A 21,983-nucleotide genomic window follows, 5' to 3' on the forward strand; every position below is an offset into this window, starting at 1 on the left:
TCGGGCGGTGCAAAGCGGCACAGGGTACCGCAGTGCAGCAGGTGCTCCAAACCGTTACCGCAGCGCGGGCGACTTCGCCGGCCAGCTCCAGGCCGCCACGGCCAGCCAGCCGACCCAGGCCAGGAACGCCAGCCGCTGGGCGATCGCCTGCCGCAGCAGGCCGGGCGGGCCGAACGCCAGCACTGCCACCAGCAGGCCGGCTGCCAGGCTGAGCCAGGCCAGGCCACGGGTTGCGGGGGCGTTGAGCAGCGCGGCGGCGATCAGCAGCATGGCCGGCACGAAGGCCACCGCCCATAGCAGCCAGGCGGTGGCATGCGCCTGGCTGGCGCGGCCATCCAGGTCGGTAGGGTCCAGCGGCAGCATGCCCATGCCGGCGAAGGCCAGTCCGGCCAGCACGACCAGCTGCCCGCCCACGCGCAGGCTCCAGCTCGCCCTGGGCGGCATGCGCGCCAGCAGGCTGACCCCGGTCACCATGCCCAGCGCCCCCACCAGCACGAAGGCCAGCAGATTGAAGCCCAGCGCATGCGGCACTCCCGCCGCGCCCAGCAAGGCGACCGGGTGGCTGGCCTGCAGATAGCCGGGCAGCGTGGCGCCGAAACCGGCCACCGCCAGCACGAACACGGTGGCCGCGACCAGGCCCAGGTAGCGCTGCGCGCCGTCGGTACTTCCCATTGTGCTGCTCCGGAGCGGGGCGCCGTGCGCCACCAGGACGCGGCATTGTCGGCCCGGGCACGCCTGGCGTGAACCCCTGCGGCAATGACGGCCGGCCGCGCGCCGGAGCGCCGCACCGGGCCAGCCTTGTGTCGGCCCGGTTTGCCACCATTACCTCCCACTGTTGCCGCACTCACTTCTGGAAGCCCATGTCCGACAAGCCGCACGTATTCGATGCCACCACCGACACCTTCGAGACCGAGGTCCTGCAGAAATCGTTGACGACACCGGTACTGGTGGACTTCTGGGCCACCTGGTGCGGCCCCTGCAAGTCGTTGACGCCGATCCTGGAAAAGCTCGCCGCCGACTACAACGGCGCCTTCGCGCTGGCAAAGGTCGATGTGGACAAGGAGCAGCAGATCGCCGCCGCGTTCCAGATCCGCTCGGTGCCGACGGTGTTCCTGGTCAAGGGCGGCGAGCTGGTCGATGGCTTCCCGGGTGCGATGCCGGAAGGCCAGGTGCGCGAGTTCCTGACCCAGCACGGCGTGCTGCCGGCCGAGGCGCAGGTGGTGGAAGACCTGCCGCCGGCGCCGCTTGAGCCGCAGGACCAGGTTGCCGCGCTGCGCGAGGCGATCGCCGCCGAGCCGGACAAGGACGAGCTCAGGCTGGACCTGGCACTGGCGCTGCTGAAGACCGGCGACACCGCCGAGGCCGAGCAGTTGATCGACGCCCTGCCCGCCAACCTGGCCACCGACGACCGTGCGGTGCGCGCCAAGGCGCGGCTGGGCTTTGCCAATGTGCTGAAGGACGCGCCGGATGCCGACGCATTGCAGGCGACGGTGGCCGCCAACGGCGCCGACCTGCGCGCGCGCCACCTGCTCGGCGTGCGCCACCTGCTCGAGGGCAACGACGAGGCGGCGCTGGAACAGTTCCTGGAGATGCTGCGGCAGGACCGCGGCTTCGACGACAACCTGCCGCGCCGCAGCCTGATCGACGCGTTCCGGGTCATCGAAGACGAAGATCTGGTTGGTCGCTACCGCCGCAAGATGTCGTCGCTGGTGTTCTGACAGCCGAAGGCGCTGCAGCGCCACATGGACACGTAGGAGCGGACCCGGCCGCGACGAGGCCTTGCCAGCAGTCGCTGACAGGGGTTTCCCGGGTAGTGCGCCGTCGCGGCCAGGTCCGCTCCTACCAGGGCTGCCCCGCCACGGCGGGCCGCTGCCCGGGTGTGCGCCAAGCGGCGAGACACTCCGCACGACTGCGCCACCGCCACTGGTGTTCTGGCAGCCGATGACGCTGCGGCGCCACGTGTCCACGTAACGGCTCCACATGGACACGTAGGAGCGGACCCGGCCGCGACGAGGCCTTGCCACCAGTCGCTGACAAGGGTGTCCCAGGGTAGTGCGCCGTCGCGGCCAGGTCCGCTCCTACCAGGGCTGCCCCGCCACGGCGGGTCGTTGCCCGGGTGTGCACCAAGCGGCGAGGCACCCCGCACGACTGCGCGACCGCCACTGGTGTTCTGGCAGCCGATGGCGCTGCAGCGCCACATGGACACGTAGGAGCGGACCCGGCCGCGACGAGGCCTTGCCACCAGTCGCTGACAGGGGTGTCCCGGGTAGTGCGCCGTCGCGGCCAGGTCCGCTCCTACCAGGGCTGCCCCGCCACGGCGGGCCGCTGCCCGGGTGTGCACCAAGCGGAGAGGCACTCCGAGCGACTGCGCGACCGCCGATGACGCGCCGGCTGGACCGGCCTGCAGCACGACCACGACCGCTGCGATGCCAATCTGCGACACGCCACCATACGCATGCGAATGTTATGCTGCGCACCTGCCCTCGCCAAGGAACCCGGCCGCATGCGCGCTACCCTGTTCAAGCTCGGTATCAACCTGTGGCCGCCGTACCTGTTTGCCGGCATCCATGTCACCGTGTTGTCGGCCGATTACCGTTACGCCCGCGTTGAGTTGCGCCAGCGGCCGTGGAACCGCAATTACGTCGGCACCCATTTCGGCGGCAGCCTGTTCGCCATGACCGATCCGTTCTGGATGCTGCTGACCATGCAGAACCTGGGGCGTGACTACTACGTATGGGACAAGGCCGGCAGCATCGAGTTCGTCAGGCCCGGGCGCGGCACGGTAAGCGCGGAGTTCGTCATCGACGACAGCGTGCTGGCCGAGTTGCGTGCGGCCACCGCCAATGGCGAAAAACATCTGCGCTGGTTCGAAAACGCGGTGCACGACGGCCAGGGCGAGGTGGTGGCGCGGGTGCGCAAGCAGCTGTACGTCAAGCGCAAACCGGCACGCTGACGCTGCGCCGCCTGCGCATTGCCCGATGGTGGCAACAGTGCAGCGGTCCGATGCGCGTCGGCTGGCTGTGATCGCGGCGTGCGCACGCCCGTCACCGCCCCGCGCACGCTCACGAGGTGTTGCGCGCGGCATGCGGACTCTGGGTTCTCCTACCCACACGGACTGTCTTCATGAAAACGCTCAACGTCGTCACCCTGGTGCTGCTCATTGTCGGCGGCTTGAACTGGGGCCTGGTCGGCCTGTTCCAGCTCGACCTGGTCGCCACCCTGTTCGGTGGCCAGGATGCCCTGCTGTCGCGTGTGGTCTACACGCTGGTCGGCATCTGCGCCTTGTGGCAGCTGGTCCCGCTGTTCCGCAACGACCACGGCAACACGGTTCACCACACCAGCCCGCACGTGCGCAACACGCCCTAAGCACGCAGCTGCGGCAGGCAGATGCGTCATCGCAGCACGCCGGCACGGTTGGCCGGCGTGCCGCCATGCGACCACGCGCTTTGCGTCCAGACGCGTGGTCGGCAAGAATCGGGCATCTCCCCCGCTGGCTGCCTTCATGCTTCTGCGCACCGTTGCTTCCGCCTGCCTGCTTGCCCTGGTGCTGCCCGCTGCCGCCAACGCGGCTTATCGCAGCCCGCAACAGATCCTGGACGCCTCGCCGGCCAGTGCATGGCGCGTGCTCGACCCCGCGCGCACGCTGTACCTGGAACTGGATGGCGGACGGGTGATCATCGAGCTGGCGCCGCAGTTCGCACCCGCGCACGTCGGCAACATCCGCACCCTGGCGCACGAACGCTTCTGGGACGGGCTCAGCATCTATCGCTCGCAGGACAACTTCGTGGTGCAGTTCGGCGACCCGGATGGCGAGACGCCGGCCAAGGCCAAATCGCTGGGTTCGGCGAAGACGCACCTGCCGGCCGAATTCGAACGCGCCTCGCAGGGCCTGGACTTCCAGCGCCTGCCCGACAGCGATGGCTGGGCGGCGCAGGTGGGCTTTGTCGATGGCTTCCCGGTCGGGCGCGACAGCGCCAGCGGCAAGACCTGGCTGGCGCATTGCTACGGCACCCTGGGCGCCGGCCGCAACAACGACGAGGACAGCAGCATCGGTGCCGAGCTGTACGTGGTCACCGGGCAGTCGCCACGCCAGCTGGACCGCAACATCACCGTGGTCGGCCGCGTGGTCAAGGGCATGGAGTTGCTCAGCGTGATCCCGCGCGGGCCGGACCCGATGGGCTTCTACGAAGACCCCGCGCAGCGCTCGCCGATCCGCGCCATCCGCCTGGCCAGCGAGGTGCCGTTGCCCGAACGCACGCCACTGCAGTTGCTGCGCACCGACAGCCAGACCTTCCGCGATGTGGCCGAAGCGCGCCGCAATCGCAAGGACGATTTCTACAAGCGCCCGGCCGGGCATATCGATCTGTGCAATGTGCCGTTGCCGGTGCGGGCGCCGCCTGCTGGCTAGTTCGGGAATCGGGATTCGGGAAAGCAGGGCCGGTCTCGGGCGTCTTCGCAACTTCGGGCGCGCGTGCTCAACGGGCGCGCTGGCTGAAGGCGACGCTGCCCAGGATCAGCGCCGCGGCCACCAGCATGGTCCAGGTCAGCGGCTCGCCCAGCAGCGACCAGGCCAGCAGCGCGCCGAACACTGGCACCAGGTAGGTCACCGTGGAGGCGCGTGCCGGGCCGATGCGCTGGATCAGGCGGTAATACATCAGGAACGCCAGCCCGGTGCACACCACGCCCAGCGCGGTGGCGCAGGCCCAGGCCACCGCCGGCACCGGCGTGGTCGGCCACTGCCACCAGGCCAGCGGCGCCAGCAGCAACGCACTGCAGCCCAGCGTGGAGGCGGCCGACGCCGCCGGTGGCAGGTCGCCCATGTGGCGCTTCACCAGGTTGTAGCCGATGCCGTACAGCAGCGACGCGGTGGCACCCGCCAGTGCCGCCGGCCCCACGCTCAACCCGGCCGACTTGCCGGTGGCCAGCACCAGCACGCCGATGAAGCCGATCAGCAAGGCCAGCGCGCGCCGCGTGCCGATCTTCTCGCCGAAGAACAGGAAGGCGATCAAGGCGGTGAACAACACCGTCATCGCATTGCAGATCGCACCGATCGCGGCCGGCGCGTGCTGCGCGCCCCACGCGAACAGCAGGAACGGCAAGGCGGAGTTCAACACGCCGATCACGGCCAGCATCGGCCAACGGTGCAAGGGGAAGCGCTCGCGCGCCAGCCACAAAAACGGCAGCAGCACCGCCGCGCCCAGCGCCAGGCGGATTTCCACCAGCACCACGGTGCCGAACCTGGGTGCGGCCACGCGCATGAACAGGAACGAGCAGCCCCACACGATGCCGAGAAACCCCAGCTCCAGCGGGGTACGCCAGTCGCGGGTGGCAACGACCGGCTGCGGCGCCGGTTGCGCGCTCATTGCCCCACCTGCGCAGGCTGCCGTGATGTGCTGGAACCGCAGAGGACAACAGCAGGCAGGCAGGTGGACATGGCACGATCGTCGCGATGGGGTCCTGCAGCATCGGTTGCAACCGCAGGCGCGACAAGCGCGTAGTATCGAGGCGAGCCACAAATCTCACTCATGCCTCGATGAACCTGCGCCCCACCCTGTTGCCCGCGCTTGGCGTGTTCGCCGCCGCCGCGCGCCACCAGAACTTCGCGCATGCCGCCGAAGAACTGCATCTGACCGCCAGTGCGGTCAGCCATCACGTGCGCAAGCTCGAAGCGCTGCTGGGCGTGACCTTGTTCCAGCGGCTGCCGCGCGGGGTCAAGCTCACCGCCGAGGGCCGCCAGCTGGCCGACGCCGCTACCGCTGCGTTGGCCGAGATCGCCTCGGTGGCCGGCAACCTGCACCCGCGCGAAGACGCCATCCCGTTGCGCGTGACCACCCTGCGCTCGCTGTCGTACTGCTGGCTGTTGCCGCGCCTGCCGCGCTTTTGTCGCGCCCATCCGCATATCCGCCTGGATCTGCAATCGGACCCGGCGTTTTCGCGCTTCGAGGAGGGCGGCCCCGAACTGGGCATCCGTTATGGACAAGGCGCATGGCCCGGACTGACCTCGCACCATTTGATGGACGATGAACTGTTCCCGGTGGCCTCGCCTTCATTGCCGGAAGTGGCGGCACTGCGCACGCCGGCGCAGATCGCGCAATTGCCGCTGCTGAGCGACATGTCGCCGCAGGGGTGGCGCGACTGGTTCCGTGCTGCGCAGGTGCGCGGCACCGCGTTGCCACCGATGCACTCCTTCAACGACAGCACCGACGCCATGCGCGCAGCGGTCTATGGCCTGGGCGCGGTGCTGGCGCGCAAGCACATCGCCCAGCCCTACCTGCAACGCTACGAACTGGTACGCCTGCCCGGCCCCACGCTCAAGGCCCGCTACGCGTATTACATCGTGCACCCCAGCCACCGCGAGCCCAGCCCCGCGGCGGCGCTGTTCATCGAATGGCTCAAGCGCGAAGCCATGGACGAACGTACCCCGATGCCCGCATTGCCAGCAGAGCTGCTGGCGTTGCCGGCGAGCGAGTCGCTGAGTGAGCCGCGTGCGCGGCGACGATCGCGCAAGGCGTCTGCAACGGAATGAGGTTGCACAGCAATCGTCCTTGCATACACCCGGGCGCAAGCATCACTTCTGCATTTCTGCCTCCGGGACATTGCCCCTTCCCGGGGAAAAGGTGTCCGAAGGGGTAGCAGCGAAGCCCGGAGGCTGTCCCTTCTCCCTGCGGGAGAAGGTGCCCCGCAGGGGCGGATGAGGGAACGAGCGACGCCTGGCGGACTGCGCGTGCAAGTGTGGCGTCGCCTTGTCCCCTCGCCCCAACCGCTCTCCCGCAAGAGAGGGACTTCTGGTTGCGCCGGCGGGATCCTGGACACGCGCGCGTCAGTGGCGCGCAAGCGCTGCCTTGGCACCCCGCAGGAAAGGGGCCTTCTCTCGAGCGGCAAAAGCGCTCGCTGGGAGACAGACGCGATGGGGCATCCAGCGCACACCATCACCTCGTTTTGTCCTGCCGATGCCTAGGCTTTAGCTCCCCAACCCCCAGGACGTTCCCATGCCCACTCTTCGCATGCGTATCACCGGCACCGACGACGACGCGCGTGCCATCGCCAACCTGCTGCAGAGCATCGAAGGCATCGAGCACGTGGAAGAAGTCGACGACCTGATGCCGCATCTGGACGACGACGATTCCAGCTCGGCCGGCCTGTCCGACGACGAAGGCCCGGGCAGCCACGAGTTCGAAGTGGAAGCCGGCAACGAGGCCACTGCGCAGAAGGTGCGCGACGCCGTGCAGGAACTGGCGCTGCAGCTGGATGTGTTCGTCGAGTACGAATTCGACGAAGGCTGAGCGGACGTCGTACCGATTGCGCTGCGCTTGTGCGCAGTCGGTCGGTGACGATGTCGCACCGAGGCGCTGCGCCGTCATCGCAGATGAGCGGCATCACTGAAAGCGATCCACAACAGCGCGACGCGCCGAGTAACTGCCTGACATAGGCGCCTATCCAACACACGCGCGGCCGGCACGGCATCGCCAGCCAGCCGCGCGGTCGATCAGGACATCCGGCGCCGCCGCGCACGCCAGCGCCACGCCTGCAGCAGCAGCCAGCCGACGATCAGCCCCACCACCGCCACCGGCAGCAACGCCGCCACCGCGCGGATCACGAACGCCACGCTGGATGCGAAGACCTGGCCGAACCCGGCGGCCGCCTCGGCAATCTCGCCCCTGCCCTGTTCGCCGCCGGTGCCACGGAAGTTGAGCGTCAGCAGCTGCGTGCGCACGCGTCGTTGCTGCTGCGCGGCGTCCTGCTGGGCCTGTTGTACTTCGGCCTCCATTTCGGCCAGCCGCTTGGACAGCGCCAGCAGATCGGTCACGGCCAGGTCGCGGCGTTGCTGCAGTTCGAGCAGGCGGGCGTGTTCCTTTTGCAGACGCGCCTGGGCCAGTCCGGTATCGGCGATCTGCTGCGCCAGATCCTCGGCACGCGTACTGCGCGCGGCGACTTCGCCCTGCTGGCCGGCCAGTTGCACCAGCGGCTCGATGCCGTCCGGCGCCATCCGCACGCTGACGCTGCCACTGGGGTCGCGCCCACCGCTCTGCTCCACGGCCAGCAGCGCGCAATCGCCAAATTGCGCCGACTGGCAGGCGGTGCGGACCGCCGCGATGCGTTGGCCGATCTGGTCGGCCGGCAACGTGATCTGCACATCGTGCTCATAGGCCAGCGCGTTGCCTTGCGCGGCGGGCGGTGCCGGCGCCGGAGCGCCACCGTCTGCCGCCATCTCCGCCGGCGGCCTGGCACATCCGCTCAGCGCCCAGCCCAGCAGCAACCCGGCCGCGTACCGCTGCATCCGGCGCCTCACCGGCTGGCTCCATCGACCGCGTGCACAGTCAGCGCGGCCAGGTCCAGCTGCGGCAGACAGCGCAGGTTGACCGCCACACTGGCCTGGCCGGTCTTGGAGTTCACCCCCTCGCTGAAGGGCGCGATGCCGCACTGCGGGCAATGGTGGTGATCGATGTGCTGCTGGTTGAAGCGATAGGTTCCCAGCGCCTCGGGCTCCCCCTGCAGACGCAACTGCACGCGCGTGCCGAACCACAGCAGGCCGCCGCGGCGACGGCACAACGAGCAATTGCAGTCGTAGGCCTCGGTGATCGGCGCTTCGGTCTCCAGATCGAACGCGATGCGTCCGCAATGACAGCTACCGGCGTAATGCATGGTGATCCTCCTTGGAAGCGGCCACTCTAAACCAATGGCGGATGCGGACAAGCCTGCAGATGCCTATGCTGGCCGATTGCTTCCATCGGGATCCACCATGCGTCAACGTCTGCTCGTCCTCGCCCTGCTCGCCGGCCTCGGCGCCTGCCAGCAACAGCCCGAATCGCCGCGCGCCGGCCCCACTGATGCCGGCGCCCAGGATGCGCAGACGCCGGATGCGCGCTTTGCGGCGCTGTCCAAGCGCGCGCTCGACACCTGGATGCAGCTGTCGCCGGTGACCGCCACCCAGACCGGCGATCACCGCTTCGACACGCAGATCGACGATCTGAGCAGCGCCGGCCGCCAGCGCAGCCTGGATGCCGGCAAGCAGCTGCTGGCGGACCTGGATGCCATCGCGGTGGCCAGGCTGTCGCGCGAGAACCAGGTCGATGCGGCCATCCTGCGCAACCAGCTGCAATCGGAAATCTGGAACACCGAGGTGCTGCAGAGCTGGGCCTGGGACCCGCAGGTCTACAACGGCCTGGCCGGCAGCGCGCTGTATGGCCTGATGGCGCGCGAATTCGCGCCGTTGCCCGAGCGCCTGACCTCGGCAACGCAGCGCATGGAGAAGATCCCCGGCATCTTCGCGCAGGCGCGCGCAAACCTGGACCCGGCGCGCGTGCCGAAGATCCATGCCGAAACGGTGGCCAAGCAGAACAAGGGCATCCTCAGCATCGTCGATACCTTCATCGCGCCCAACATCGGCCAGCTTGGCCCGATCGAAGCGGCGCGCGCCCAGGCGGCCATCGACACGCTGCGCAAGGCGGTGGCCGAGCAGCAGACCTGGCTGGACACCGTGCTGGTACCCAACGCCAAGGGCGATTTCCGCGTCGGTGCGCAACTCTACGATCAGAAACTGAAATTTGCGCTGCTGTCGTCGCTGTCGCGCGCCGAGATCAAGCAGCGCGCCGAGTCCGAGCTCAAGCGCGTGCGTGGCGAGATGTACGGTATCGCGCGTACGGTGCTCAAGGACAAGCCCGGCGCACCGGCACTGCCCGAGACGCCCAACGACGCCCAGCAGCAGGCCGCGATCGAGGCGGCGCTGGAACTGGCCTATGCCGACAAGCCCGCGCGCGACAAGGTGGTGGACGCCGCCAAGGCCGCACTGGCGCAGTCCACCGAGTTCGTGCGCCAGAAGGACCTGATGACGCTGCCCGATTCGCCGGTGGACATCATCCTGATGCCGGAATTCCAGCGCGGCGTGGCGGTGGCGTACTGCGATTCGCCCGGCCCGCTCGACAAGAATCTCAAGACCTTCTACGCGGTCTCGCCGATTCCCGACGACTGGAACGACCAGCAGGTCGATTCGTTCCTGCGCGAATACAACAGCCGCATGATCCACCTGCTCAGCATCCACGAAGGCACCCCGGGCCACTACCTGGAAGGCTGGCATTCGGCCAAGTTCCCCTCCACGCTGCGCGCGGTGCTGCGCTCGGGCATGTTCGCCGAGGGCTGGGCGGTGTACACCGAGCGCATGATGCAGGAACAGGGTTACCTGGATAACGACCCACTGTTCCACCTGGTGCAGCTCAAGTTCTACCTGCGCACCATTGCCAATGCCATCCTCGACCAGGGCGTGCATGTGGATGGCTGGGAGCGCGACAAGGCGATGCACCTGATGACCCACGACACCTTCCAGCAGGAGAGCGAGGCCTCGGGCAAGTGGGTGCGTGCGCAACTGTCGTCGGCGCAGCTGCCGACCTACTTCGTCGGCGTGCAGGAACATCTGGATACGCGCAAGGCGGTGCAGGACAAGCTGGGCGAAAAGTTCAGCCTGAAGGCGTACCACGACCAGATGCTGTCCTACGGCGCCCCGCCGGTGCGCTTTGCACGCGAGCTGATGCTGGACCAGCCGATCGAGTGACCGATCCTTCTCCCGCGTGCGGGAGAGGGGCTATTGCAGCTTTACGCATGTCCCTTCTCCCGCGTGCGGGAGAGGGTGCCCCGCAGGGGCGGATGAGGGCGCGAGCGACGCCTGGTGTGCGACCCANTATTGCAGCTTTACGCATGTCCCTTCTCCCGCGTGCGGGAGAGGGTGCCCCGCAGGGGCGGATGAGGGCGCGAGCGACGCCTGGTGTGCGACCCATACGCACCTGGCTTCACTGCAGTCGCGCCCCCCCCTCACCCCAACCCCTCTCCCGCACGCGGGAGAGGGGCTATTGCAGCTTTACGCATGTCCCTTCTCCCGCACGCGGGAGAAGGNGGAGAAGGTGCCCCGCAGGGGCGGATGAGGGCGCGAGCGACGCCTGGTGTGCGACCCACACGCACCTGGCTTCACTGCAGCCGCGCCCCCCCTCACCCCAACCCCTCTCCCGCACGCGGGAGAGGGGCTATTGCAGCTTTACGCATCTCCCTTCTCCCGCTCGCGGGAGAAGGTGCCCCGCAGGGGCGGATGAGGGCGCGAGCGACGCCTGGTGTGCCACCCATACGCACCTGGCTTCACCGCAGCCGCGCCCCTCACCCCAACCCCTCTCCCGCACGCGGGAGAGGGGCTATTGCAGCTTTACGCATGTCCCTTCTCCCGCACGCGGGAGAGGGACTTGCCGGCGCGATNCCCCTCACCCCAACCCCTCTCCCGCACGCGGGAGAGGGGCTATTGCAGCTTTACGCATGTCCCTTCTCCCGCACGCGGGAGAGGGACTTGCCGGCGCGATTGTTGCCATTGCATTCGGCGCGCTTCAAACCTGCAACGTCCAGATCGCGCCACACTCAAGCGCCTCGTTTCCCTCACCCATCCGCCGCGACAAACCCGCCGGTCTGCCGCGCCCACAGGCGTGCGTACAGCCCGCCTTGCGCGATCAGCTGCGCATGCGTGCCGGTTTCGACGATGCGTCCGGCGTCCATCACCACCAGCCGGTCCATGCGCGCGATGGTGGACAGCCGGTGCGCGATCGCGATGACGGTCTTGTTGCCCATCAACGCGTCCAGGCTGTCCTGGATCGCCGCTTCCACTTCCGAATCCAGCGCCGAGGTGGCCTCGTCCAGGATCAGGATCGGCGCATCCTTCAGCAGCACCCGCGCGATGGCAATGCGCTGCCGTTGACCGCCCGACAGCTTGACCCCGCGTTCGCCCACGTACGCATCGTATCCGCGCCGGCCTTCGCCATCGACCAGCGTGTCGATGAAACCCTCCGCGCGCGCCTTGCGCACCGCTTCCAGCATTTGCGCATCGCTGGCCTGCGGCCGGCCATACAGCAGGTTGTCGCGGATCGATCGATGCAGCAGCGAGGTGTCCTGGGTGACCAGGCCGATCTGCCCGCGCAGGCTTTCCTGGGTGACCTGTGCGATGTCCTGCCCGTCGATCAAAATACGTCCCTGCTCCAGGTCATAGAGCCGCAGCAGCACGTTGACCAGGGTCGACTTGCCCGCGCCCGATGGGCCGACCAGGCCGATCTTCTCGCCGGCACGCACCTGCAGGTCCAGCCCGGCGATCACCCCGCCGCGCTTGCCGTAATGGAAATGGATGTGCTCGAACTGCACCCGGCCCTGCGTCACCTGCAACGGCACTGCGTCGGGCGCGTCCTGCACCAGCACCGGCTGCGAGATGGTCTGCATGCCGTCCTGCACGCTGCCGATGTCCTCGAAGATGCCGTTGACCGTCCACATGATCCAGCCGGACATGTTGTGGATGCGGATCACCAGGCCGGTCGCCAGCGTGATCGCGCCCACGCTGATCTGGCCGCGGCTCCACAGCCACAACGCCAGCCCGCAGGTACCGACGATCAGGAAGCCGTTGGCCACCGCAATGGCGGTGTCCATGGTGGTGGTCACGCGGGTCTGCCCGCGATGTTTCACCGCCAGCTCGTCGATCGCATCGCGCACATAGGCCTGCTCGCGCCCGGCGTGGGCGAACAGCTTGAGCGTGGAGATATTGGTGTAGCCGTCGACGATGCGCCCGGTGGCCTTGGAGCGTGCATCCGATGCGATCCACGCACGCGCCTTCATGCGCGGCACGAAGAACGCCATCAGCGCGACGTATACCACCAGCCAGATCAGCAACGGCAGCATCAGCCACGGGTCGGCCTGCGCGAACAACCACAGCGCGCTGCCGGTGTAGACCACGATGTACCAGAGTGCATCGACCATCTGCACCGCCGATTCGCGCAGCGAGGTGCCGGTCTGCATCACCCGGTTGGCGATCCGGCCGGCAAAATCGTTGTTGAAGAAGCCCAGGCTCTGCCGCACCACGTAGTTGTGCATCAGCCAGCGCGAGCGGTTGCTCAGGCCCGGCACGATCGCCTGGTTGACCAGCAGGTTGTGCAGCCCGGTGAACAGCGGCCGCGCCACCAGCGTGATCGCCGCCATCCACAGCAACTCGCCGGCATGCCGGCGGAAGAAATCCGCTCCCGGTCGCTCGGCCAGCATGTCGACGATGCGCCCGAGGAAGTCGAACATCGCCACTTCCACCAGCGCCAGCAGCAACCCGGCGATCAGCGTGGCCAGCAGGATCGGCCACAACGGCCGCAGGTAATGCAGATAGAACCGCCACACGCTACGCGGTGGCATGTCCCGCTCGATGGGCGGGAAGACATCGATCAGGGATTCGAACCAGCGGAACATCGCAGACACTTCGGGAAAAACCGGGAGCGCAGGCTAGCCGATCGCGCGTCAAGCTGCAGTGGCGCCGGCGCGCGGCGCCTGCATCCACACACGCGGTCCGGGCATGCGCTGCAGGTGCCCGCCGGCGCATCGCTTGCGGCCGCCTGCGCCAGGCATGGCCTGGTGACCACGACAGGTCATCGGCGTCAGCCAGTGGCCCCACCGTGCGTCGAGCCGCGCGCGCGTCGCGACCACGCTGGGCAACGCCCTGCGCAGTGGCGCTTACTCGCGAACGCGCGCGAGCAGGCGGTTGACCTCGGCCGGATCGAAATGGCCCGGATCGAAGCGCGCACCCAGGGTGGCCAGCTCCTGCACATGTTGCGCATGATCCGGGTCGGCGATGATCTGCAGCAGCGCCTGGTAGGCCGCGATCCCTTCGCTGTTTTCCGGCGGGCAGGCGTTGGCACCGTCCACGCAACGGGCCGTGCGCAGGCCGGCATCCGGCGGCAGGATCGCCTCGACCTGGACGCGGTGCTGCCAGCCGGCGCCGGCACCGTAGACATAGTCGAAGCGCTCCAGCTCGCCCACCGCGCTCGCGATGGTGACGCGCGCGGCATGCTTGAGCCGTGGCCGGTCCGGCACCTCCAGCCCGGACTCGCCGTAGCGGCCGCCACCCAGGTCGAATTCGTACGGATGCGCGCCGTGCCAGCCCATCACCGGTTGCAGCACGCGATGCAGCGTGGCCAGGCGTAGCGACCCCACCACCAGCACGCGGCGCCAGATCAACGGCGCGCTCTCCACCAGCGCAACCTGCAGCTGATACACCGGCGCAGGCGCGGGCAGCACCGGCTGTGCAGCCTTGGTCTTGGTCTTGATCTTGGTCATCGTGTCCTGGCTATGGCTCGTGCCCGAAGGGTGGAATCGATGGCAGCGCCTCAGCGCTGCTGCAGACTCGGCACCGCACCGGTCATGTTGGTATGGCGGCGCATGATCCAGTTGAACAGCGGCGTGGCCATCAGGGTGGAAAGGATCGCCATCAGCACCAGCACCGAGAACAGGCCCTGCTCGATCACCCCGGCCTGCAGGCCGATGTTGATGATGATCAGCTCCATCAGGCCACGTGCATTCATCAGCGAGCCGATCGCCATCGCGTCGCGGTTGTTTTCGCCGGTGGCGCGGGCCGCAGCCCAGCAGGCCACGCCCTTGCCGATGAACGAGGCGGCCAGGATCGCCACGCCAGCCAGCATGATCTGCGGCTGCAGCAGCACGCTGAGCTGGGTCTTCAGGCCGGAATAGGTAAAGAACAACGGCAGCAGCAGCACCACCACGAACGGCTGCAGCATCTCGCGCAACTTCTCGGTCAGCGGCCCCTTGGGCAGGCAGACGCCGAGCAGGAAGCCGCCGAATACCGCATGGATGCCGATCGCATCCATCGCCCAGGCGCTGACGCAAAACAGCATCAGGATCACTGCCAGCACGCCGTTGCCCAGCGGCTGGTCCGGCACCACGTGGTCGGCCAGCCGACGCAGCAGATGCCGGCCGACGAAGATCATGAACAACGCATAGCCCACGCCACCGCCGATGGCCAGGTAGGCACTGCCCCAACTGCCGCCGAAGCTGGCCAGCACCACCGCCAGGATGCACCACGCCGCTGCATCGTCGAACGCACCGGCCGTCAGCGCCAGCGTGCCCAACGGGCTATTGGTCAGACCGCGCTCGTGGATGATGCGCGCCAGCATCGGGAACGCGGTGATCGCGATGGCCGCCCCCAGGAACAGCGAGGCCTCCATCAGCTTGGCCTTGTCGGAAAACAGGCCATCCACGGTGAGCAACCAGGGGCACATCGCAAAGGCGAGCGCGAACGGCACCGCGATACCGGCCAGCGACACGCTCATCGCGCTGCGGTAGCGCGCGCGGAAGTGATCGCCACGGAAATCGGTCCCGACCAGGAACATGTACAGGCCCACGCCAAACTGCGCGAACACGTACAGCACATCCATGGTCTGCCTGGGAAACAAGGCTGCCTGGGTTGCAGGTGCCAGCAAGCCGAACAGCGATGGCCCCAGCATCACCCCGGCGATCATCTCGCCCACCACCTGCGGTTGCCCCAGACGCCTGGCCAGCAGCCCCACCAGACGACATACCAGCAGAATCGCTGCGGCCTGCAGAAAAAAATACACCGACATCTGCGGAGTGGTCATGCGTTCGGCAACATCCTGAGAAGTGCGCGGATCATAACGAGCGATGCCGGTGGGCGATAGCCATCGTGCGGCTGCCTCGCCGGCCTCGGCAGGCCGGGGCTGGATGGAACGAGGCGATGTTCCGGGACCACGCGGCAGATGCGCCGGGCCCGGTTGCGCGATCCCGCGCTGGGCAGCGCATGCGCAGGGTGCGGTGAGCGCACGGATGGCAACGATGCGCCGCAAGCAACCGCCACCGCACGCGCATGCAATGGCGACGGCCTGCCGCAGCGATCAGCGACGCATCACTTCTGCGGCGGCTGCGCTGCCGCCACCGGCGTCAACACCAGGTCCTGGAAATCGAAGCTGAAGTCGGTCAATGGCGAGATCGCCTGCATGCGCATCTCGCGCACCGTGCCGTCCGGGGTCAGCGCGAAATTGACGAAGGCATCGGCATTCAGGCTGCGATCGTCCCAGCGCACGATGAAGCTGTCGTGCTGCCAGTGCTCCAGCGTGCCGACCAGCTGCGCGGTCCTGGAAAACTGCAGGCGCAGGCGCTTGCCGTCCTGGCGGATCACCACTTCGCCGTACCACGGGTCGCGGTAGGTCGCCGCATAGCCGCGCAACGGCAGCGAGGGCGTGGAGTGCGCTGCACGGGCGTCCAGATGCTTCTTCCAGCTGCTGTCCGCATCGCCGTCGGCCTTGGCCACCGCCTTGGCATAGGCGGCGGTCCAATCGGTGGCCGGCACCTGCAGGAACGCATCCAGCACCTGCAGGGTCACCGCATTGAAGGCCGCACCAACCTCCTGGTTGGTCAACACCACCACGCCCAGCTGCTGGTCGGGCACCAGGGTCAGCCGCGACACCATGCCCGGCCAGCCGCCGGTGTGCCAGACCAGCCGGTGGCCGCGGTAATCGCTCAGGCTCCAGCCTTCGCCGTAGCCGGCAAAATTGGGGCGTGCTGCCGCCAGCTCCGGCACCGCTGGTTCGGCAATCGCGATCGGCGTGATCATCGACCACATCTCCTGCTGCCGCTTGGCACTGAACAACGGCGTGCCATCCGGCAGCAGGCCGCCGGCCAGTTGCACCTTCATCCACAAGGCCATGTCGTGCGCGCTGGAATAGATGCCGCCGGCACCGGAGTTGTTGGACCAGGTCAGCGGCGCGACCGTGCGCAGTTCGCTGAAGTCGTACTTGGCATGGCCCACGGCCGCGTTGTCGCCCGGCTGCAGTCGATCGGCATTGAAGCGCGTGCCGCGCATGCCGACCGAGGCGAAGATGCGTTGCTGCAGGAACGCCGCATAGCTCTGCCCGGAGACCTGCTCGATCACCTTCTGCGCCACCGCGTACAGGATATTGTCGTAGGCGTAGCGATCGCGGAAACCGCCCTTCAACGGCACCTTGGCCAGCCGCTGCACGACTTCTTCGGTGCTGTAGCTGGTGGCCGGCCAGAACAGCAGGTCGCCCGCCCCCAGGCTCAAGCCGCTGCGGTGCGCGAGCAGATCGCGCAGGCGCATCTCGCCGCTGACGTACGGGTCGGACATGCGGAACCACGGCAGGTGATCGATGACCTTGTCGTCGAGCGAGAGCTTGCCCTCGTCGGCCAGGATCGACAGCGATGCGGCAGTGAAGGCCTTGGTGTTGGAGGCGATCGCGAACAGCGTCTCGGCCTGCACCGGTGCAGGCTTGCCGATCTCGCGCACGCCGTAGCCGCGCTCCAGCACCACCTGCCCATCCTTGACGATGGCCACCGCAATGCCGGGCACATCGAACTGCTCGCGTACGCGCTCCATCTGTGCATCGAACTGCTGCATGCCGGCGGGAAGCTCGGCCGCCTGCGTCGTCGCCACCACGCTTGCCAGCATCAGCATGCCTCCACTCAGCCATCGGTTCACGGTCACTGTCCCAGGTCCTCGCATGTCGCTCAGGTCGATCCGCCGGCGCTGTCCAGCGACAGCGGCAGCGGTGCCACCAACACGCCGTTGCCATCGGCATACAGCCAATGGCCGGGCACGAAGGCCACGCCGGCAAAATTCACCGGCACATCCACATCGCCCAGATCGCGCCGCTCGGTGCGGCGCGGACAGGCGCCCAACGCCAGCACGCCCAGCGACAGCGTGGCCAGGATCTCCACATCGCGCACGCAGCCGTGGATCAACACGCCGGCCCAGCCGTTGGCGACCGCCTGTGCGGCGACCTGGTCGCCGAGCAGCGCATGCTTCAGCGAACCCTGCCCGTCCACCACCAGCACCCGTCCGTCGCCAAGCGTGGCGGCCAGTTCGCGCACGCGCGAGTTGTCCTCGAAACAGCGCACCGTGGTGATCGGCCCGCAAAATGCCGTACGTGCGCCGTAGGAGCGGAACACCGGCTCGGCGATGCTCACCTCGGCAAAACGATCGCACAGATCGGGCGTGGTCCAGGTCATCGCTGCGGTCCGCAAGTGGCGAGTCCCGATGGTAGCGGCATGGCCGCGTCCGCGTAAGCCGCCGAGCGAGCCGCCGATCGCCGCGCCGCCTGGCCGGGCTACGCCTGGATCGCTGTGCACAGCGTGCCTGCAGACGGTCCCGGGCAACGGCCGCGCCTGCCTGGCCGTGCGCGCGGACGCTGCGGCAAGCGCCGGGCGTCACGGCGGAGCCGGCGGGGCTATCATCGGCGCGGCCTGCCACAGGTGCGTGCACCGGACATGCCAGGCACGCGCTCACGCCAACGTGGAATCCCTCATGACCGATCTGTTCGCCGCCACCCCGCCCGCGCTCGATGGCATCCACGTCGGTATCGGCGGCTGGGTGTATGCGCCATGGCGGGCGGGAATGTTCTATCCGGAAGGGCTGGTACAACGCCGCGAGCTGGACTACGCAAGCCGCCACCTCACCGCCATCGAGATCAACGGCACTTACTACGGGGCGCAGAAACCGGCCACCTACGCGAAGTGGCGCGACCAGGTGCCGCCCGGGTTCGTGTTCTCGGCCAAGGCACCGCGCCGCATCACCCAGTCACGCAAACTGGCCGGCACCCAGGCGCAGGTGGACGACTTCGTCGGTGGCATTGTCGAGCTCGGCGACACGCTGGGGCCGCTGGTGTGGCAGTTCGAACAGGGGCACCGGCTGCAGGCCGACGACCTGGACGCGTTCCTGTCGTTGCTGCCCAGACGCGCCGGCAAGCGCGTGCTGCGCCATGTGCTGGAAATCCGCGACCACGCCGCGGTGGATGCCTCGTTGCTGGCCTTGGTGCGCCGGCATGGAGTGGCCACGGTATTCACCGACTCGGACGCGCATCCGTCCTTTGCCGATCTGTCCACCGGTTTTGTCTATGCGCGATTGATGCGCAGCCAGGCGCGTCTGACTGCAGGTTATCCGGCACCGGCACTGGCACGCTGGGCCGAACGCATCCAGGCCTGGCGGCGCGGCGAGGACCCGGCGGACCTGCCGCACATCGATGCGGCCACGCCAGACAAGTCCACCCCGCGCGAAGTGTTCGTGTTTTTCATCAGCGCCGCCAAGGAGCGCAATCCGGCGGCGGCAATGGCGTTATTGCAGGCGCTGGGGTCGCGCTAGCAGGGGCGTTGCAGCGCGTCTTGCGCGACAATGGCGCATGCCCACGACCGACCTGCGCAAGGCGCAACTGCAAATCCATTTCTGCGTCCTGCTCTGGGGCATCACCGCGATCCTGGGCAAGCTGATCACGCTGCCGGCGTTGCCGCTGGTGTGGTGGCGCATGGTGATCGTGGTGGTGGCACTGGCGCTGTTGCCGCGGGTATGGCGCGGGCTGCGCGGCCTGTCCGCGCACGTGGTGCTGGGCTATTGCGGCATCGGTGCGTTGGTGGCGCTGCACTGGCTGACCTTCTACGGCGCGATCAAGCTGGCCAATGCCTCGGTGGCGGCGACCTGCATCGCGCTGGCGCCGGTGTTCACTGCAGTGATCGAGCCATGGGTGACGCAGCGCCCGTTCCGCCCGCGCGAATTGCTGTTCGGCCTGGCGGTACTGCCCGGCGTGGCGCTGGTGGTTGGCGGGGTGCCCGATGGCATGCGGGCCGGGGTGGTGGTCGGCGCAATCTCTGCGGTGTTCGTCGGCCTGTTCGGCTCGCTCAACAAGCGCATGGTCGCGCATGCCGACCCGCTCACGGTCACCGCACTGGAACTGGGCGCCGGCACGCTGACCTTGACCTTGCTGGCGCCGGCCATGCCGATGTTGCTGCCGTCGCTGCATGGCGACCTGATGATTATCCCCAGCCTGCACGATGGCGTCCTGCTGCTGGTGCTGTCGCTGGCCTGCACGTTGCTGCCGTTTGCGCTGGCGCTGGTGGCGTTGCGCCATCTCAGCGCGTACTCGGTGCAACTGGTGACCAACCTGGAACCGGTCTACGCCATCGTGCTGGCGATCGCCCTGCTCGGCGAGCAACGCGAGCTGACCGTGCAGTTCTATCTCGGTGTGGCGATCATTCTCGGCGCGGTGTTCCTGCATCCGGTGCTGGAACGCCGACGCACGATCGTGCATCCGGAACTGCTCGGCACCGCCGAGGCGAAGACCATCGTCGAGTGACCGCACGGCGCAACCAACGAACATCACCGTCGCAGCGGTCCAGGTCGCGACCGGCCTTGTCGATGACGCACCCGCGTGCGCACACCCCTACCCCAACGCCACCACCTGGTCGCGCCCGCCCCGCTTGGCCGCATACAGCGCCTGGTCGGCGCGCTTGATCACCGCATCGGCGCTTTCCAGCACATGCAGCGTGGCCACGCCGATACTCACCGTCACCGACAGCGCGATCGTCATCACCGCCACGCCCTGGCGCAGGGATTCGCACTGCACGCGTGCCTGCAGCAGGTCCACATTGGGCAGCAGCAGCACGAATTCCTCGCCGCCATAACGGGCAATGGTGCCGGCACCGGCCACATGCGCGCGCAGCAACGCCGACAGCTCGCGCAGCACCACATCGCCCTGGTCGTGCCCGTGCACGTCGTTGACGGTCTTGAAGTGGTCCACGTCCAGCAACGCCACCGACAACGGCTGGCCCGCCGCACGTGTCTGTTCCATGGCCGCAGCCAGCGCCGCGGCGAATGCTCGCCGGTTGGGCAGGCCGGTCAATGGATCGGTGCGGGTCTGCTCGACCAGATCGGCATTCAATGCATCCATTTGCGCGTAGTAGCCGGCCAGCTGCTGCTCGTACCACTCACGCTCATGCAGTTGCTGGCGCAGGCGCTTTCCGGCCAGGCGCAGTTCCAGCAGATGCGCGGCCTGCCGCGACAATGCCTGCAGGGCCTGGCGCTGCTCCTGGCGCAGATGCGCCGGGGTCTGGTCGAACACGCACAGCGAGCCCAGCGCCATGCCCTCGCTGGTCACCAGCGGCGCGCCGGCATAGAAGCGCACCGCAGCGCTGCCGGTCACCATCGGATTGTCGTAGAAGCGCGGGTCGAGCAAGGTGTCGTCGACCATCATCACCTCGTCCGGGCGCAGGATCGCATGCGCGCAGAACGAGATGTCGCGCGATGCCTCGCTGCGCGGCGCGCCGTGTGCGGACTTGAACCATTGCCGGTCTTCGTCCACCAGCACCACCGCCGCCATCTGCGTCTGGCACAGCGTGGACGCGATCATGGTGAGGTCGTCGAAGGCACGTTCGGGCGGCGAATCCAGCACCTCGTACTGACGTAGCGCGGCCAGCCGTTCGGCTTCGTTGTCCGGCAATGTCGGTTTGATCACCCTGCCCGCTCCCCAGCTGGCTGTCAGCTGCGCAAGTATGACCGAGCAGGTGATGCGCGACCATCGGGTTGCCCATCGGCAGCCGACGCACCGTGTCGCTGCGGTTCAGCCCAGCGCGCCGGACGAACTCACCACTCGGTACGTTGCGGCAGCAAACCACGCAGTTCCGCATCGCTGAGGTTGCGCCACTGGCCCGGCTTGAGCGCGGCCAGCTTGATGTTGTCGATGCGCACACGGCGCAGCTGGGTCACGCGGTAGCCGAATTCGGCAGACATCAGGCGGATCTGCCGGTTCAAGCCCTGCTCCAGCACGATGCGGAAGCCGAACTTGGCGATGCGCGCGGTGCGGCACGGCAACGTGGTCTCGTTGTGGATGCGCACGCCGCGCGCCATGCCACGCAGGAACTCGTCGGTGACCGGCTTGTTGACTGCGACCAGATACTCCTTCTGGTGGCGGTTCTCCGCGCGCAGGATCTCGTTGACGATGTTGCCGTTGCTGGTCATCAGGATCAGCCCCTCGGACTCCTTGTCGAGCCGGCCGACCGGAAAGATGCGCTGCTCGTGGCCGACGAATTCGACGATGTTGCCCTTGACCGAACTCTCGGTGGTGCAGGTGATGCCCACCGGCTTGTTGAGCGCGATGTAGACATGCGTGCGACCACCGGGCTTGCTGGCGGTGCGCGTGCGCAGCGGCTGGCCGTCCACCAGCACGGTGTCGTCCTCGCCCACCACCGCACCGGTGCCGGCGGCCACGCCATTGACGGTGACCCGGCGTTCGCCGATCAGGCGATCGGCCTCGCGGCGGGAGCAGAAGCCGGTTTCGGCGATGTATTTGTTGAGTCGGGTCGTCATCGGCCGATTATCGGCGATTTGCGGCGGCCCGCGT

20 protein-coding genes are annotated in these 21,983 nt (G+C 67.9%); 9 read left to right on the forward strand and 11 right to left on the reverse strand.

All coding sequences use genetic code 11. The features are described from left to right. Positions 1–54 precede the first annotated feature (54 nt). Entirely contained in the window at positions 55–672 is a 618-nt protein-coding gene (locus tag C0541_RS07775; RefSeq protein ID WP_115047177.1) for a DUF998 domain-containing protein, read from the reverse strand. Positions 673–860: 188 nt separating this feature from the next. Between C0541_RS07775 and trxA the strand changes: the two genes are divergently transcribed. The 4 genes from trxA to C0541_RS07795 all read left to right on the forward strand — a co-directional run bounded on the left by trxA (position 861) and on the right by C0541_RS07795 (position 4,408). Beyond that, positions 861–1,718 (forward strand): thioredoxin, encoded by an 858-nt coding sequence (gene trxA, locus C0541_RS07780; protein WP_115047179.1) that lies wholly within the window; start codon positions 861–863, stop codon positions 1,716–1,718. 785 nt (positions 1,719–2,503) lie between these two features. Next, the gene (locus tag C0541_RS07785; RefSeq protein ID WP_115047181.1) at positions 2,504–2,953 is read left to right on the forward strand and encodes a DUF4442 domain-containing protein; all 450 of its coding nucleotides are present in this window, start codon (positions 2,504–2,506) and stop codon (positions 2,951–2,953) included. Positions 2,954–3,123: 170 nt separating this feature from the next. Beyond that, positions 3,124–3,366, forward strand: coding sequence for a DUF378 domain-containing protein (locus tag C0541_RS07790; protein WP_115047183.1), 243 nt, complete (start codon positions 3,124–3,126; stop codon positions 3,364–3,366). A 136-nt stretch (positions 3,367–3,502) separates the two neighbouring features. After that, on the forward strand, positions 3,503–4,408 hold the full coding sequence (locus tag C0541_RS07795) for a peptidylprolyl isomerase (RefSeq protein WP_115047184.1): 906 nt from the start codon (positions 3,503–3,505) through the stop codon (positions 4,406–4,408). A 67-nt stretch (positions 4,409–4,475) separates the two neighbouring features. Here the strand turns inward: C0541_RS07795 and C0541_RS07800 are convergent, their stop codons facing one another. Then, on the reverse strand, positions 4,476–5,363 hold the full coding sequence (locus tag C0541_RS07800; RefSeq protein WP_115047186.1) for a DMT family transporter: 888 nt from the start codon (positions 5,361–5,363) through the stop codon (positions 4,476–4,478). A gap of 170 nt (positions 5,364–5,533) precedes the next feature. Here C0541_RS07800 and C0541_RS07805 point away from each other — a divergent pair, with 170 nt between their 5' ends. Both C0541_RS07805 and C0541_RS07810 read left to right on the forward strand, forming a co-directional pair. Further along, positions 5,534–6,526, forward strand: coding sequence for a LysR substrate-binding domain-containing protein (locus C0541_RS07805; RefSeq protein WP_115047188.1), 993 nt, complete (start codon positions 5,534–5,536; stop codon positions 6,524–6,526). Positions 6,527–6,989: 463 nt separating this feature from the next. Then, positions 6,990–7,283 carry a hypothetical protein gene (locus C0541_RS07810; protein ID WP_046964921.1) on the forward strand — a complete coding sequence of 98 codons (294 nt, stop codon included), beginning with the start codon at positions 6,990–6,992 and terminating at the stop codon, positions 7,281–7,283. Positions 7,284–7,486: 203 nt separating this feature from the next. On the opposite strand, the gene C0541_RS07815 is transcribed toward C0541_RS07810, so the two are convergent. Both C0541_RS07815 and C0541_RS07820 read right to left on the reverse strand, forming a co-directional pair. Then, positions 7,487–8,290: a DUF4349 domain-containing protein gene (locus tag C0541_RS07815; RefSeq protein WP_161959943.1), complete on the reverse strand. Its 804-nt coding sequence runs from the start codon at positions 8,288–8,290 to the stop codon at positions 7,487–7,489. After that, a complete protein-coding gene (locus C0541_RS07820) occupies positions 8,287–8,643 on the reverse strand; it encodes a GFA family protein (protein WP_115047192.1) in 357 nt (118 codons plus the stop codon). Before C0541_RS07820 ends, C0541_RS07815 begins: the two co-directional genes overlap by 4 nt. Positions 8,644–8,740: 97 nt before the next feature. On the opposite strand from C0541_RS07820, the gene C0541_RS07825 reads away from it, so the two are divergent. After that, the gene (locus tag C0541_RS07825) at positions 8,741–10,546 is read left to right on the forward strand and encodes a DUF885 domain-containing protein (protein WP_115047194.1); all 1,806 of its coding nucleotides are present in this window, start codon (positions 8,741–8,743) and stop codon (positions 10,544–10,546) included. Between the two features lie 863 nt (positions 10,547–11,409). Here the strand turns inward: C0541_RS07825 and C0541_RS07830 are convergent. The 5 genes from C0541_RS07830 to rraA all read right to left on the reverse strand — a co-directional run bounded on the left by C0541_RS07830 (position 11,410) and on the right by rraA (position 17,826). Continuing rightward, a complete protein-coding gene (locus C0541_RS07830) occupies positions 11,410–13,242 on the reverse strand; it encodes an ABC transporter ATP-binding protein (RefSeq protein ID WP_115047196.1) in 1,833 nt (610 codons plus the stop codon). A gap of 261 nt (positions 13,243–13,503) precedes the next feature. Beyond that, positions 13,504–14,106, reverse strand: a complete 603-nt coding sequence (locus C0541_RS07835; RefSeq protein ID WP_115047198.1) for a plasmid pRiA4b ORF-3 family protein — start codon at positions 14,104–14,106, stop codon at positions 13,504–13,506. A 50-nt stretch (positions 14,107–14,156) separates the two neighbouring features. Continuing rightward, entirely contained in the window at positions 14,157–15,422 is a 1,266-nt protein-coding gene (locus tag C0541_RS07840) for a cation:proton antiporter (protein ID WP_115047200.1), read from the reverse strand. Between the two features lie 284 nt (positions 15,423–15,706). Then, entirely contained in the window at positions 15,707–17,272 is a 1,566-nt protein-coding gene (locus C0541_RS07845; protein WP_115047202.1) for a serine hydrolase, read from the reverse strand. Between the two features lie 53 nt (positions 17,273–17,325). Further along, the gene (rraA, locus tag C0541_RS07850) at positions 17,326–17,826 is read right to left on the reverse strand and encodes a ribonuclease E activity regulator RraA (protein WP_115047204.1); all 501 of its coding nucleotides are present in this window, start codon (positions 17,824–17,826) and stop codon (positions 17,326–17,328) included. A 295-nt stretch (positions 17,827–18,121) separates the two neighbouring features. Between rraA and C0541_RS07855 the strand changes: the two genes are divergently transcribed. Together C0541_RS07855 and C0541_RS07860 are read left to right on the forward strand one after the other, a co-directional pair. Further along, positions 18,122–18,955, forward strand: a complete 834-nt coding sequence (locus C0541_RS07855) for a DUF72 domain-containing protein (protein WP_115047206.1) — start codon at positions 18,122–18,124, stop codon at positions 18,953–18,955. Positions 18,956–18,992: 37 nt separating this feature from the next. Continuing rightward, positions 18,993–19,940, forward strand: coding sequence for a DMT family transporter (locus tag C0541_RS07860; protein WP_115047208.1), 948 nt, complete (start codon positions 18,993–18,995; stop codon positions 19,938–19,940). An 87-nt stretch (positions 19,941–20,027) separates the two neighbouring features. Here the strand turns inward: C0541_RS07860 and C0541_RS07865 are convergent, their stop codons facing one another. Both C0541_RS07865 and C0541_RS07870 read right to left on the reverse strand, forming a co-directional pair. Beyond that, positions 20,028–21,098 (reverse strand): GGDEF domain-containing protein, encoded by a 1,071-nt coding sequence (locus C0541_RS07865; protein ID WP_115047210.1) that lies wholly within the window; start codon positions 21,096–21,098, stop codon positions 20,028–20,030. Positions 21,099–21,226: 128 nt separating this feature from the next. Then, complete coding sequence (locus C0541_RS07870) at positions 21,227–21,949, reverse strand: pseudouridine synthase (protein WP_115047211.1); 723 nt, start codon at positions 21,947–21,949, stop codon at positions 21,227–21,229. Between the last annotated feature and the right edge of the window lie 34 nt (positions 21,950–21,983).

The sequence above is a fragment of the Xanthomonas arboricola genome, from assembly GCF_003353015.1.
GTDB lineage: Bacteria > Pseudomonadota > Gammaproteobacteria > Xanthomonadales > Xanthomonadaceae > Xanthomonas > Xanthomonas arboricola_E.